Source organism: Lysobacter panacisoli (assembly GCF_009765165.1).
Taxonomy (GTDB): domain Bacteria; phylum Pseudomonadota; class Gammaproteobacteria; order Xanthomonadales; family Xanthomonadaceae; genus Lysobacter_J; species Lysobacter_J panacisoli.
The window spans coordinates 32,993-46,236 of the sequence record NZ_VLNU01000002.1; the positions used below are offsets into that span (position 1 = coordinate 32,993).

Here is a 13,244-nt window from a genome sequence, read left to right on the forward strand (position 1 = left end):
GGGCACAACAGCCCGACATTCTAGCCTTCGCTGCCCTCGTGCGGCCGGCGCCCCGATACCTATTCACATAGCAAGCAGGAGTTCCCTCATGGCCACCCTCGGCATGAACGACGTCAAGAACGGACAGAAGATCCTGGTCAACAACGAGCCGTGCATCATCACGGAGACCGAGTACGTCAAGCCGGGCAAGGGTCAGGCGTTCACGCGCATGCGCTACCGGATGATCAAGTCGGGCCGCGTCCAGGAAATCACCATGAAGGCGACCGACTCGGTGGAAGTGGCCGACGTCGTCGACACCGACATGCAGTACCTGTACTCCGACGGCGAGTACTGGCACTTCATGAACCAGGAGTCCTTCGAGCAGGTCCAGGCCGACAAGGCCGGCATGGGCGGCGCCGAGAAGTGGCTCAAGGGCGAGGAAGAGTGCGTGGTGACCCTGTGGAACGGCACTCCGATCGCCGTGCAGCCGCCGAACTTCGTCGAGCTGAAGATCGTCGAGACCGATCCGGGCGTGCGCGGCGACACCTCCGGTGGCGGCGGCAAGCCGGCCACGCTGGAAACCGGCGCCGTGGTCCGCGTGCCGCTGTTCGTGGCGCAGGAAGAAGTGATCAAGGTCGACACCCGCTCGGGCGAGTACGTCAGCCGCGTGAAGTGATGCATCGGGCCGTCCGCGCCGTGCGCGGATGGCCTTTTCGTCGTCCCGCCTTCGCCTCCGAACCGTAGCGAAGGCGCGGGACACTGGGTTCCCGCCCTCGCGGGAACGACGTGCCAGGTAAACGAATGACCGCCGATACCCGCCCCGAAGCCTGCGACCTGTTGATCGAAGCCGGATGGGTGGTGCCGGTGGAACCGCACGGCGTGGTCCTGGAGGACCATGCCGTCGCCGTGCGCGACGGCGCGATCGTCGCGCTGCTGCCGACCCGCGAGGCGCGCACGCGTTTCAGCGCGGCCGAAACGGTGTCGCGCCCCGATGCGGCGCTGATCCCCGGGCTGGTCAACGCCCACACCCACAACCCGATGACGCTGCTGCGCGGCATCGCCGACGACCTCCCGCTGATGGAGTGGCTGCAGGGCCACATCTGGCCGGTCGAGGGCGCGGTGATCGGGCCGGAGTTCGTCGCGGACGGCATCGCACTGGCGATCGCCGAAATGCTGCGTGGCGGCACCACCTGCGCCAACGAGAACTACTTCTTCCCCGACGTGCAGGCCGCGGTCTACAAGCGCCACGGTTTCCGCGCGCGCGTCGGCCTGCCGGTGATCGACTTCCCGACCGCGTGGGCGAAGACCTCCGACGAATACTTCGACCGCGCCGGCGAGGTCCACGACCAGTGGCGCGACGATCCGCTGGTCGCCACGACGTTCGCACCGCACGCGCCGTACACCGTGTCCGATGCCAACTTCGAGCGCATCCGCATGCTCTCGGACCAGCTCGACGTGCCGGTGCACCTGCACACGCATGAGACCGCGCAGGAAGTGGTCGAGTCGCACGACAAGCACGGCCAGCGCCCGCTCGCGCGGCTGGACCGGCTGGGCCTGGTCAACGACCGCCTGATAGCCGTGCACATGACCCAGCTGACCGACGCGGAGATCGCGCTGTGCGCCGAACGCGGTGTCAGCGTCGTGCACTGCCCGGAATCCAACCTCAAGCTCGCCTCCGGCTTCTGCCCGGTCGGCAAGCTGCAGAAGGCGGGCGTGAACCTCGCCATCGGCACCGACGGCTGTGCGAGCAACAACGACCTCGACATGTTCGGCGAGACGCGCACCGCCGCGCTGCTGGCCAAGGCCGTGGCCAGCGACGCGTCGGCGCTCGACGCCGCAAGCGCGCTGCACGCGGCCACGCTCGGCGGCGCGCGCGCGCTCGGCTTCGACACGGCGATCGGTTCGATCGAACCGGGCAAGCAGGCCGACCTGGTGTGCGTGGACCTGGGCCAGATCGAAACCCAGCCGCTGCACCACGTCATCTCGCAACTCATCTACGCGACCGGTCGCCAGCAGGTCAGCGACGTGTGGATCGCCGGCAAGGCGAAGCTGCGCTCGCGCGTGCTGGTCGACATGGACGCCGATGCCCTGGTCGCCAACGCGCGCCAGTGGCGCATGCGGATCGCCGCGATCCGCCTGACCTGACCGTCTTCGCGACACATCCCGTCGTGCGCGCGAACGGTCGTCGCGCACGCCACGGCACCGGAGGAAGTGCATGACCACGCAAGCTTCAGGCGATACCAACTTCAGCCAGGCCGAACTCGACAAGTTCGGCGCGCTCGCGCAGCGCTGGTGGGACCCGGAAGGCCCGCAGAAGCCGCTGCATGCGCTCAATCCGGCGCGGCTGGGGTATGTCGCTGACCGCACCACGCTGCAGGACGCGCGCGTGCTCGACGTCGGCTGCGGCGCGGGCCTGCTCAGCGAGGCGCTCGCACGCGCTGGCGCGCAGGTGACCGCACTGGATCTCGCGCCGGAACTGGTCAAGGTCGCGCGCCTGCACGGACTGGAGAGCGGCGTGAAAGTCGATTACCGCCTGCAGTCGGTGGAATCGCTGGCCGCGGAAATGCCCGGTGCGTTCGACGCCATCGCCTGCATGGAAATGCTCGAACACGTGCCCGATCCGGGTTCGATCATCCGCGCCTGCGCCACGTTGCTGCGCCCGGGCGGGAAGCTGTTCCTGTCCACGCTCAACCGCACGCCCGCGGCGTTCGCGCTGGCGATCGTCGGCGCCGAGTACGTCGCGCGCCTGCTGCCGCGCGGCACGCACCAGTACCGCGACTTCATCAAGCCGCACGAACTCGGCGCCTGGCTGCGTGACGCCGAACTGCGCCTCGAGGACGTGAGCGGCCTGATGTACCAGCCGTGGAGCAACAGCGCCCGCGTCATCGCGCGCACCGACGTGAACTACCTCGCCTGCGCGAGCAAGCCCGAAGCGGCCGCGGTCTGATGGCCGTGGTCGACGCGGTGACGTTCCCGAAGGCCGTGCTGTTCGATCTCGACGGCACGCTGCTCGACAGCGCGCCCGACATGGCCGCGGCGATCGACGCGATGCGTGCCGCACGCAGCCAGCCGGCAATGCCGCTGGACGAGCTGCGTCCCCATGTATCCAAGGGTGCGCGCGCGATGGTCGCGGCGGCGTTCCCACAGGTCGATGTGGCGGAGCGGGAAAGCTGGATCCCCGAGTTCCTCGACCACTACGAGCGCGAACTGGGCCGGCACGGCAAACCATTCGCCGGCGTCGAGGCGATGCTCGGCGCGCTGGAACGCGCCGGCACGATCTGGGGCATCGTCACCAACAAGCCCGAATACCTCGCGCGCCAGCTGATGCCGTTGCTCGGCTGGGAACAGCGCAGCGCGGTGCTGATCGGCGGTGACACGCTCAAGGCACGCAAGCCCGATCCGCTGCCGCTGCTGGTCGCGGCCGAGCGCATCGGCGTCGCTGCGCCGGATTGCATCTACGTCGGCGACGACGAGCGCGACATCCTCGCCGCGCGCGCTGCCGGCATGCCCTCGGTGGTGGCGCTGTGGGGCTATCGCCTGGACGAGGACGACCCGGTGGCGTGGCAGGGCGACGTGATGATCGACGCTCCGCTCGAATTGACCCAGGCCGCGGCATGGCCGCTGCGACGATGAGCCACGAGTCCGCCCACGACGACGCGCTCGACAGCTTCCTCGACAAGTGGCGCGCGCGCTGGCCCGAATGGAACGTGGCGCAGGTATTCGTACCGCACGCGCAGCGCGAGACCGTACTGGCCTGGGCCGCATTGCAGCAGGAACTCACCGACGCGGCGTGGGGCGGCAGCGATGCGCGCCCCGGCGAAGCGAAGCTCGCGTGGTGGATCGAAGAATTGCAGGGCTGGTCGCGCGGCGGTCGTCGCCATCCGCTCGGCATCGCGCTGCAGAAGCTGGGCGCACCGTGGGAACGCCTGGCGATGGCCATTCCCTCGCTGCGCGACACGCGCGAGCGCCCGCGCGATCGCGATGAAGCGCTGGCACTGTTGCAGCCATTCGCGCGCGCCGTCGCGGACGTGGAGACCGCGTTGTTCGACGGCACCGCGACGGAAGCGACCGTCGCGGCGATCCAGTCGACCCTGCTGCACTCGCATCTCGCCCTCGGCGGCGAAGGTGCGGTGCCGTTGAGCGCGCTGGCGGGGGCAGGCGAGGGCGAACACGCCCGCGTCTGGGGCGCCGAACTCCTGGAGCGATGGCCTGCCTCCGGCGCGGCCAACCGACCGCGCCGCCTGTGGTCCGCGTTGGCCCGGCAGCGTCTCCGTCGCGGCGACGCAGCCCTCCCGCTGCCTCCAGTCGCCGCGCTGATGACCGCCTGGCGTGGCGTACGCGGCTGACGGCGCCGCCTATCGGCTCGATAGGCTGTCCGACAGCCTGCAACTGACTGTTGCAGGCCACGCCCGGGCCCCCCGTGGATCCGGCCGCTACAATGGCCCGGCTTGCGCTCCCCCGCGCCAACCCCATCTCTTCGCCGTGACCACGACCTCGACCACCCCGCGCCGTCTCCCCGATGTCGCCTTCGACGCCGCCGCAGCGGCGCGACCGCTCGACTGGGTCGGCATGTCCAACATCGCCTTGCCGCTGCGTGTCGCCACCGGCGACGGCGAGCCGATCACCGTCGCCGCCTCGGTCGACGTGTCGGTCGACCTGGCCGATGCCAACTCGCGCGGCATCCACATGTCGCGCATGTACCTGCAGTTGCAGAACGCGTTCGCCAGCGAGACGGTGACCCCGGCCGGCCTGCGCCGCGTGCTGCAGACACTGATCGAGGAACAGGGCGGCATCTCCACCGCCGCGCGCCTGGTCCTGCGCTACGAACAGCTGTTGCTGCGTCCGGCCCTGGCCAGCGACAACGCCGGATGGAAGCGCTATCCGGTGGAGATCGACGCCACTTTGCGCGAAGGCCATCTGCACCTGGCGCTGCGTTTCGCGGTCGAGTACTCCAGCACGTGTCCGGCTTCGGCCGCGCTGTCGCGGCAGCTCAACGCAGAACGGTTCGTCGAGGACTTCGCCGCCGCGCGGCCGTTGTCCACCGCGGTGGTGGGCGAGTGGCTGGCTTCCGAACGCGGCCTCGCCGCCACTCCGCACGCGCAGCGCAGCCGCGCCGATGTGCGCGTGGAACTGCGCCCGGCCTTCGACGAACTGCCGCTGGCGGCGCTGATCGATGCCCTCGAACAGGCCCTGGGCACGCCGGTCCAGACCGCGGTCAAGCGTGAAGACGAGCAGGCCTTCGCCCGCCTCAACGCCGAAAACCTGATGTTCTGCGAGGACGCCGCTCGCCGGGTCGCGGCCGCGCTGTCGGCCGATCCGCGCATCGAGCGCTTCGATGCCCACGTCGCCCACTTCGAAAGCCTGCACGCCCACGACGCCGTGGCGCGGGTCAGCGGACAGGGTCGTCGCGACTGATCTGCCGCCGGGCCCCGTCCCGGCGCCCTTCATCGGCCCGTTTCGCGACGAACGTCTCAGTTGGGTATGCTGTCGGGCCTAGCAGGGGGCCGGACGGGTTATGGGGAAACCCTCACGTCGTTGGTGGCAGGCCGCTGTATTGGCCGCGCTCGGCATGCTCGTGGCGACCTCAGTGTCGGCGCAGCGCTTCGACGTGGCCCGTCTCGACGGCGATCCGCTGCCGCTGCAGGTCCTCTCCGGTGAGCTGCGCAACGACTTCGCCAGCGTCGAAGGCCAATCCGTCCACGAAACGAGCCGCCGCCCGCGCTGGTGGCGCCTGACCGCACGCGAGGCGATCTCGCCTGCGGACGCCCCGCACCTGATCCTGCGATTCCCGTACCTCAACCATGTCGAAGTGTGGCGGCCGGGTGAGGTCATGCCGCTGCGCCGGGGTCTGGTCGGCGACGACGCCGATCCGGGCTTCTCCACGCGGGCACTGGTGGTGCCGCTGCCGCAGGGGCTCGCGACCGGCGAGTCGATCTACCTGCGCGTGCACGCGCTCACTCCGACGCCGATGTACGTGGACGTGGAACCGCTCGCGCAGGTGCATCGCGAAGACCTGAGCCACGTCGCGCTGCGCACTTTCGTGCTGGGCACGCTGGCGGTGCTGGCGATCCTGGCGATCGGCTTCTGGATCGGCATCGGCGAACGCGCCTATGCGTACCTGTTCCTGACCCTGGCCGCGCAGGCGTTCTACCTGGCCAGCGTGGGCGGCGAAGTGCGGATGGTGCCCTGGCTGGCCGACCTGATCGGCGCCGATCCACGCGTGGGCCGGATGTTCGGCCTGCTTGGCGTGCTGGCTAGCAACAGCTTCGTCGCGCTGTACCTCAACCTGCCCGAACGCCATCCACGCCTGATGCGTGCGCTGCACGGCTGCAACGCGGCGCTGCTGTTGCTGCTGCTGGCCACCGTGGGCAGCGCCGCCAACGTGCTCGGGGTGCTGGCGAGTGCGGTGTTCCTCGCTTCCGCGGTGGCGACGTTCGTGGCGAGCATCGCAGGCGCGCTGCAACGCCAGCGCGAAGCGTATTTCATGGTCCTGTCGTGGACGCCGATGCTGGTGCTCGCCGTGCTGCGCATGGGCGAACTGCTTGGCGGCTGGCGCAATCCGGAATGGATGGAGTACGCGTTCCCGATCGGCCTGGCGATGGGTGGCCTCGCACTGACCATCGGCCTGACCGACCACATGCACCAGCTGCGTCGCGACCGCGATCATGCCAGCCACATGGCGACCTACGACGTGCTCACCGGTGCACTCACGCGCTCGGCGATCACCGAACGGCTGGACGCGCTGGTCGACGCCGCACAGCGCGGACGGCGCCCGCTGTCGGTGGTGTTCTTCGACATCGACCGTTTCAAGCGCATCAACGACGAGTTCGGCCATCGCGTCGGCGACCAGACGTTGCGCATCGTCGCGCTGCGCACGCGCAACCGGCTGCGCACCTACGACCTGTTCGGTCGCTACGGTGGCGACGAAGTCTTGGTGGTGTTGCCCGACACGCAACTGCGCGAGGCCCTGTGCGTGGCCGAGAATCTGCGCGCGGCGGTCAATTGTCGGCCACTGTCGATCGACAATCGCCTGTTCAACGCGACGCTCAGCCTCGGCGTCGCGGAACTGCACCACGGCGAGACCGTCGAGAAGCTGCTCGAACGCGCCGACGCGGCGCTATACGCGAGCAAGGAAACCGGGCGCGACCGCGTCACCGGATACACCGCCTCGCGTTTGCGCACCACCGCGGCGGCGCCCGTCGCCAACACCGCGAACGCGCAGAACGCGAGCACGATCTTCTGATTCCACGTGCGGATCAGAATGGCCATGAAGATCGGCATCGCGTAGCCCGGGCAAGCGAAGCGCACCCGGGATGACCGCCTTGTGCGTGCCGGTGCCCCGGGTGCGCTTCGCTTACCCGGGCTACTGCACGAGTGGTCGCATGGCATGCTCGTGGGTGCTACTTACTTCCGCTCCAGCACCAGCAGTGGATCGATGCGTACGTCGAACCGCGCCGCGATGAAATGCAGCAGTCGCACCGAAGAACGCGCCGCAGCGCGTTGTTGCGGGAAACTACAAGAGTGACTACTTCGTCCGCTCCAGTACCAGCAACGGGTCGATGCGGACATCGAACCAGTTCATCCCCCAGTGCAGATGCGGCCCGGTCGCGCGTCCCGTCGCGCCGACGGCGCCGACGACCTGTCCCTGCGTGATGCGATCGCCCACCTTCACGTCGATGCGCGACAGGTGCAGGAAGTTGGAGCTCACGCCGTGGCCGTGGTCGATCAGCAGCGTGCCGCCGGTGAGGTAGAGATCCGGCGCGGCGAAGGTGACGACGCCCGCGGCGGGCGCGAGCACCGGCGTGCCCGTGGGCGCGGCGATGTCCATTCCCGAGTGCGGCGACTTCGGAATGCCGTTGTACACGCGCTGATTGCCGAAGCGCCCGCTGATGCGGCCCTGGACCGGCCAGACGAACGCCTGCGCGAAGTCGGCGCGGTCGTCGTCGCGCACGCGTGCCGCGGTGACCCGCGCCTGTTCGCGCTCGATGCGCGCGGCGATCTCCGGCGGCGGTTCGACCGTCTTCGGTGGCATACCGCGGATGTTTTCCACCGGCCAGTCGCGCGGCGTGACGGCGATGGCGACGTCACGAGCACTGCCGTCCGCGAGCACGACCTGCACGCTTACCGGGCCCGTCTCGTCGCGGCCCACGCCGAACACGACCGTGCCGTACGGCGTGGCGCGCAGCGTGCGCGCGCCGTATCGCACCGTGCTGCCGGTCGGTACCTTGCCGAACACCAGCGCACCTTGTTGCACGGACTGCGGAAACACCACGCGCGAGTCGACTGGCGCAGCGGTCGATGCAGCGGGCGAAGCGACCGCGCCGCGCTCGGCGGTGGCAGCGCAGGCGGTGACGGCGACGGCAAGCAGGCACAAGGCCGACAGGCGTGGCCTCATCGATCGAAAGCCAGGCGCTGGCCGTGCGGCTTGCCGACCAGCTGGCGACCGTCCCAGGCGAGTTCGCCGTTGACCCAGGTCGAGGCGATGCGCGAACGGAACGTCGTGCCCTCGAACGGCGACCAGCCGCACTTGGACAGCACGTCCTCGCGCTGCACGGTGAACGGTGTGTCGTCGATCAGCACCAGGTCGGCGGCGTAGCCTTCGCGCAGGAAGCCACGGCCCTGCACGTCGAAGAGCTGCGCCGGCGCGTGCGCGAATTTCTGCACGACCTGCGCCGTGGTCAGTCGTCCCTCGTGCACGAGTTCCAGCGCCGCGACCAGTGCGTACTGCACCAGTGGCAGGCCGCTCGGCGCGGCGGTGTAGGGGCGGGCCTTTTCTTCCAGCGTGTGCGGCGCGTGGTCGGTGGCGAGCACGTCGATCACGTCGTTCGCCAGCGCCTGGATCAGCGCCTCGCGATCGCCCGCGTCCTTGATCGCCGGGTTGCATTTGATCAGGTTGCCCAGGCGCTCATAGTCGGCGCGATCGAAACGCAGGAAGTGGACGCAGGTTTCCGCGGTGATGCGCTTGCGGCTGCCATCGGCGCGGATCAGCGGCCCCTGTTCGAACAGCGCCAGTTCGTCGGCCGTGCTGATGTGCAACACGTGCAGGCGCGAATCGTGGCGGCGCGCCAGCGACAGTGCGAGCTGCGTGGACTTGATGCAGGCTTCGCGCGAACGAATGTCCGGATGGCACGAGACCGGGATGTCGTCGCCGTATTTCGCCTTGTAGCGGGCGAGCTGCGCGTCGATCATCGGCGTGTCTTCGCAATGCGTGATGATCGGCACCGGCGCATCGCGGAAGATGCCGTCGAGGATGTCCGGGTTGTCGACCAGCATGTTGCCGGTGGAAGCGCCCATGAACACCTTCACGCCCGGCGCCGCACGCGGATCGATCGCCTGGATCGCGGCCAGGTTGTCGTTGCTGGCGCCCATGTAGAAACCGAAGTTCCCCCACGCGCGGCCTGCGGCGCGGCGGTACTTGTCCTCCAGCGCCGCCGCGTCCAGCGTGGGCGGGTTGGTGTTGGGCATGTCCATGAACGTGGTCAGGCCGCCGGCCGCGGCCGCCGCCGACTCGGTCGCCAGGTCGGCCTTGTATTCCATGCCCGGCTCGCGGAAGTGCACCTGGTCGTCGATCATGCCGGGCAGCAGGCGCCGCCCCTGGGCATCGACCACCGTTTCACCGGCGCGCGCATCCAGTCCGGTGCCGATGCGTTCGATGCGTCCGTCGGCGATGCGCAGGTCGCCGTCGAACTCGCGGCCTTCGTTGACCAGGCGGGCGTTGACGATCAGTGTCGTGGGCATGAGTGTTTTCCAGGAGGGGAGTCGGGCACGGGATCGAGCCCGCCGGGATGCAGCGGATGGCAACGCAGGATGCGACGGATCGCGAGCCAGCCGCCCTTGAATGCGCCGAAGCGGGCGATGGCCTGCATCGCGTATTCCGAGCACGTCGGGTGGAAGCGGCAACGCGGACCGAGCAGTGGACTGATCCAGCGCTTGTAGCCGCGCAGCGCGACGATGAGGAGGCGGTCGATCACGGTTCCTTAATGCGGCCAGGCACTTGAATATGCGGTTGCCGCAGGTGCCGGGGCAGGGTATAACAGCGCGCTTTCCCGTCACAAGGCTTCAGTCCGGACGATCGGAACGGGTCGGCCGGAGATCGCGGAACCGGTGTCAATCGACCGGACCGCTCAGGGGTTCCGGCACTTGCATGCCGTAACGCAAAGTGGGGCATGCTGTGCTCCGCACCGCCTTCGGATCGTCCCGTCCGGAGGCCTCAGGGAACAGAAGGACACGTCGCTCGTGGCAGTGAAAAAAACCGCGAAGAAGGCCGCCAAGGCCGTCAAGAAGACCGTCAAGCCGGCCGCCAAGAAGGCCGCGTCCAGTAAACCCGCAGCAAAGAAGACCGCGGCCAAGAAGCCGGCTGCCAAGAAGGTCGCGGCGAGCAAGCCGGCGGCCAAGAAGGCTCCGGCCAAGCCGGTCGCCAAGGTCGCGAAGAAGGCCGCTCCGGCCAAGAAGGCGCCGGCCAAGAAGCCCGCGCCCAAGCCGGTAGCGAAGAAGGTGCCCGCCAAGAAGGCGGCGCCGGTGAAGAAGCCCGTCGCCAAGGCGCCGGCACCCGTAAAGAAGGTCCCGCCGGCGAAACCCGCGCCGGTGAAGGCCGTCCCCCGCAGCGAGAGCAAGCCCACGGCCGTCAAGCCGGAAAGCAAGCCTCTCGTCGACAAGAAACCCGCACCGCGTCCGGCCACCAAGTCCCAATCGGTGGCACCGGCCGTAAGCAAGCCCGAAGTTGCCAAGAATCCAGTGACACAGCCCGTATCCAACAAGGCGCCTGCACCCAAGGCGGCGGCCGCCAGCACCCCCGCGACCAAGACCGCTCCTCGCCCGGCCGGCAAGGTGGCCGTGGCCGTCGTTGCCAAGCCGCAGGCACCTGCGCCGAAAGGCAAGGTCAAAGTCGTGCCGTACACCACCGATGACGCCACCGGGCGTCCCATCGTCCCGCAGGGCTACCGCCCGGCCGTGGACGAGGAGTACATGAGCCCGCTCCAGCTCGAGTATTTCCGCCAGCGCCTGCTGCAGTGGCGCGCCGATCTGGTCGAGGAATCCAAGCAGACCATCGAGAACCTCAAGGACGAAGTCCGCGACGTCGGCGACGAAGCCGAGCGCGCGACCCGCGAGACCGAGAACTCGCTCGAACTGCGCACCCGCGATCGCTACCGCAAGCTGATCAGCAAGATCGACAGCACGCTCAAGCGCGTGGATTCCGGCGACTACGGTTACTGCGTCGACACCGGCGAGGAAATCGGCCTGGAACGCCTGGAGGCGCGCCTCACCGCCGAGCGCACGATCGACGCGCAGGAGCGCTGGGAACACCTGCAGAAGCAGATGGGCGACTGATCCGGTCGCTTCATCGCAACCCGCGCGGCTTCCTCGTCGCGCGGCGCATGAGTGCGGAAAGCCCGGCTTCGGCCGGGCTTTCGCGTTCCGGGAACGGGACGCGCGAAAGGACACATCCCGTCGCGCGATACGGCGCGTTCCGGTGCATGCTGGCGCGATCGTAGGAAGGAGCGCGCGCATGACCAACCTGCCCGAATCCAGCACCGATCCGATGCACGAAGCCATCGCGATCGCGCGCGACAACATCGCCGCCGGCGGCCGTCCGTTCGGCGCGGTGGTGGTGCGTGACGGCGTGGTGCTCGCACGCGCGGCGAACCGTATCCACGAAACCTCCGATCCGACCGCGCATGCGGAACTGCTCGCGTTGCGCGAAGCGGCGCAGAAGCTGGGCACGCCACGCCTGGAGGGCTGCGTCGTCTATGCCAGCGGCCATCCGTGCCCGATGTGCCTGGCGGCGATGCATCTGTGCGGGATATCCGCCGCCTATTACGCGTATTCCAACGAAGACGGCGAACCGTTCGGTCTGTCGACGAAGGCCGTGTACGAGCAGATGGCGAATCCGCCGTCGCAGCAGTCCTTGCCGCTGAAGCAGGCGTTGCCGGAAGGAGAGTCGGGCCTTTACGCGCAGTGGGCGCAGCGCCCGCGCTGATCGTCAGTGCAGCTCGCGCAGGTCGAGGCGGCGCAGCTTCGGCGCGAGCTTCGCGGTGGCGCCGACTACGGCCAGCGTCATGCAGCCGCCGAAGATCACCGACGGCACCAGTCCCATGAAGCGCGCGGCGAGTCCCGATTCGAACGCGCCCAGCTCGTTCGACGAACCGATGAAGATGCCGTTGATCGACGACACGCGCCCGCGCATGTGGTCGGGCGTGGCGAGTTGCAGGATGGTGGAGCGCAGCACGACCGACACGCCGTCGCACATGCCCGAGAACATCAGCATCAGCGCCGATAGCCACAGGTGGCGCGACAACGCGAAGCCGATGATGCACAACCCGAAGCCCGCCACCGCGAACAGCAGCACGCGTCCGGCGTTGCGTTGCAGCGGGCGTCGCGCGAGGTAGATGCCCATCAGCACCGCGCCGACGGCCGGCGAGGCGCGCAGCAGACCGAGTGCTTCCGGCCCGTAATGCAGGATCTCGTTGATGAAGGCCGGCAGCAGCGCGACCGCGCCGCCGAACAGCACCGAGAACATATCCAGCGCCTGCGCACCCAGCACGACCTGCGTGTTGAACACGAAGCGCAGGCCTTCGCCGATGCTCTTGAACACCGGCGCGCGTTCGGCCGGCATCGGTGGCTCGGTCACGCGCAGGGTGATGATGGCGATCGCCGCCGCGGCCGCGAATACCGACGCGACCAGATAGGCCGTGGTCTTGCCGCCCCATGCCACCAGCAGACCGCCCATCGCCGGTCCGAACACCAGGCCGGTCTGCATGACCACGCTGCTCACGCCGGCACCGCGTGCGAACTGCTCGCGTTTGAGCACGCGTGCGAACAGCGACATGTACACCGGCGCGAGGAACGCGCGGACGATGCCGTTGACGCCGATCGCCGCGTAGATGACCAGCGTGCCGAAACCGAATGCGCCGGCCGGCAGGACGCCGCTGGCGACACCGGCCAGTGTCAGCGTGGTGAGCAGCAGGCCGACGCACGCGAACATGCCGAGCTTGCGTCGCGGCAGATGGTCGACGGCATAGCCGGCGAACAGGGCGAAACAGAAATACGGGATCACCTCGGCCAGGCCGATCAGGCCCAGCGCGAGCGCATCACGCGTGAGTTCGTACACGTGCCAGCCGACCGTCACCGCGACGATCTGGTACGACAGCATCGCCAGCAGGCGATAGGTCAGCAGTCCGGTGAAGCCGCGGTTGCGCAGCAGCGCCGCGACTCCGGTGGCGGCGGCAGGAGGTTCGGCCTGGGCCGCTTCGCTCACGGACGCGCGC

The 13,244-nt window shown here is 68.8% G+C and carries 13 protein-coding genes; 9 read left to right on the forward strand and 4 right to left on the reverse strand.

Annotation, left to right across the window (positions count from 1 at the left end; translation table 11 throughout):
- Positions 1–88: 88 nt before the first annotated feature.
- The 7 genes from efp to FOF45_RS17595 all read left to right on the forward strand — a co-directional run bounded on the left by efp (position 89) and on the right by FOF45_RS17595 (position 7,222).
- Complete coding sequence (efp, locus tag FOF45_RS17565; RefSeq protein ID WP_158987721.1) at positions 89–655, forward strand: elongation factor P; 567 nt, start codon at positions 89–91, stop codon at positions 653–655.
- 125 nt (positions 656–780) lie between these two features.
- Positions 781–2,124 carry a TRZ/ATZ family hydrolase gene (locus FOF45_RS17570; protein ID WP_158987723.1) on the forward strand — a complete coding sequence of 448 codons (1,344 nt, stop codon included), beginning with the start codon at positions 781–783 and terminating at the stop codon, positions 2,122–2,124.
- 70 nt (positions 2,125–2,194) lie between these two features.
- The gene (ubiG, locus tag FOF45_RS17575; RefSeq protein ID WP_158987725.1) at positions 2,195–2,926 is read left to right on the forward strand and encodes a bifunctional 2-polyprenyl-6-hydroxyphenol methylase/3-demethylubiquinol 3-O-methyltransferase UbiG; all 732 of its coding nucleotides are present in this window, start codon (positions 2,195–2,197) and stop codon (positions 2,924–2,926) included.
- Complete coding sequence (locus FOF45_RS17580) at positions 2,926–3,612, forward strand: phosphoglycolate phosphatase (RefSeq protein WP_158987727.1); 687 nt, start codon at positions 2,926–2,928, stop codon at positions 3,610–3,612. The genes ubiG and FOF45_RS17580 overlap by 1 nt, the downstream gene beginning before the upstream one ends.
- Positions 3,609–4,325 carry a phytoene/squalene synthase family protein gene (locus FOF45_RS17585; RefSeq protein ID WP_158987729.1) on the forward strand — a complete coding sequence of 239 codons (717 nt, stop codon included), beginning with the start codon at positions 3,609–3,611 and terminating at the stop codon, positions 4,323–4,325. The genes FOF45_RS17580 and FOF45_RS17585 overlap by 4 nt, the downstream gene beginning before the upstream one ends.
- A gap of 136 nt (positions 4,326–4,461) precedes the next feature.
- Complete coding sequence (folE2, locus tag FOF45_RS17590) at positions 4,462–5,394, forward strand: GTP cyclohydrolase FolE2 (RefSeq protein ID WP_158987731.1); 933 nt, start codon at positions 4,462–4,464, stop codon at positions 5,392–5,394.
- A gap of 100 nt (positions 5,395–5,494) precedes the next feature.
- Positions 5,495–7,222, forward strand: a complete 1,728-nt coding sequence (locus tag FOF45_RS17595) for a sensor domain-containing diguanylate cyclase (protein ID WP_158987733.1) — start codon at positions 5,495–5,497, stop codon at positions 7,220–7,222.
- 282 nt (positions 7,223–7,504) lie between these two features.
- Here the strand turns inward: FOF45_RS17595 and FOF45_RS17600 are convergent, their stop codons facing one another.
- From FOF45_RS17600 to yidD, 3 genes are read right to left on the reverse strand one after another with little or no spacing between them, the layout of a single operon-like run.
- Positions 7,505–8,374 (reverse strand): M23 family metallopeptidase, encoded by an 870-nt coding sequence (locus FOF45_RS17600; protein WP_158987735.1) that lies wholly within the window; start codon positions 8,372–8,374, stop codon positions 7,505–7,507.
- Complete coding sequence (locus FOF45_RS17605) at positions 8,371–9,717, reverse strand: dihydroorotase (protein WP_158987737.1); 1,347 nt, start codon at positions 9,715–9,717, stop codon at positions 8,371–8,373. Before FOF45_RS17605 ends, FOF45_RS17600 begins: the two co-directional genes overlap by 4 nt.
- Entirely contained in the window at positions 9,702–9,950 is a 249-nt protein-coding gene (gene yidD, locus FOF45_RS17610; RefSeq protein ID WP_199244586.1) for a membrane protein insertion efficiency factor YidD, read from the reverse strand. Before yidD ends, FOF45_RS17605 begins: the two co-directional genes overlap by 16 nt.
- 265 nt (positions 9,951–10,215) lie before the next feature.
- Here yidD and dksA point away from each other — a divergent pair, with 265 nt between their 5' ends.
- Both dksA and FOF45_RS17620 read left to right on the forward strand, forming a co-directional pair.
- Positions 10,216–11,307 carry an RNA polymerase-binding protein DksA gene (dksA, locus tag FOF45_RS17615; protein ID WP_158987739.1) on the forward strand — a complete coding sequence of 364 codons (1,092 nt, stop codon included), beginning with the start codon at positions 10,216–10,218 and terminating at the stop codon, positions 11,305–11,307.
- A gap of 178 nt (positions 11,308–11,485) precedes the next feature.
- Positions 11,486–11,956, forward strand: a complete 471-nt coding sequence (locus FOF45_RS17620) for a nucleoside deaminase (protein ID WP_199244587.1) — start codon at positions 11,486–11,488, stop codon at positions 11,954–11,956.
- A 3-nt stretch (positions 11,957–11,959) separates the two neighbouring features.
- Here FOF45_RS17620 and FOF45_RS17625 read toward each other — a convergent pair whose 3' ends face one another.
- Complete coding sequence (locus FOF45_RS17625; RefSeq protein ID WP_425481966.1) at positions 11,960–13,234, reverse strand: MFS transporter; 1,275 nt, start codon at positions 13,232–13,234, stop codon at positions 11,960–11,962.
- Between the last annotated feature and the right edge of the window lie 10 nt (positions 13,235–13,244).

What these genes read in the sequence shown, in the direction of transcription:
- efp (WP_158987721.1), top strand. Translation starts at nt 89, where the DNA reads ATGGCCACCCTCGGCATGAACGACGTCAAGAACGGACAGAAGATCCTG.
- FOF45_RS17570 (WP_158987723.1), top strand. Translation starts at nt 781, where the DNA reads ATGACCGCCGATACCCGCCCCGAAGCCTGCGACCTGTTGATCGAAGCC.
- ubiG (WP_158987725.1), top strand. Translation starts at nt 2,195, where the DNA reads ATGACCACGCAAGCTTCAGGCGATACCAACTTCAGCCAGGCCGAACTC.
- FOF45_RS17580 (WP_158987727.1), top strand. Translation starts at nt 2,926, where the DNA reads ATGGCCGTGGTCGACGCGGTGACGTTCCCGAAGGCCGTGCTGTTCGAT.
- FOF45_RS17585 (WP_158987729.1), top strand. Translation starts at nt 3,609, where the DNA reads ATGAGCCACGAGTCCGCCCACGACGACGCGCTCGACAGCTTCCTCGAC.
- FOF45_RS17595 (WP_158987733.1), top strand. Translation starts at nt 5,495, where the DNA reads ATGGGGAAACCCTCACGTCGTTGGTGGCAGGCCGCTGTATTGGCCGCG.
- FOF45_RS17600 (WP_158987735.1), bottom strand. Translation starts at nt 8,374, where the DNA reads ATGAGGCCACGCCTGTCGGCCTTGTGCCTGCTTGCCGTCGCCGTCACC.
- FOF45_RS17605 (WP_158987737.1), bottom strand. Translation starts at nt 9,717, where the DNA reads ATGCCCACGACACTGATCGTCAACGCCCGCCTGGTCAACGAAGGCCGC.
- FOF45_RS17620 (WP_199244587.1), top strand. Translation starts at nt 11,486, where the DNA reads ATGACCAACCTGCCCGAATCCAGCACCGATCCGATGCACGAAGCCATC.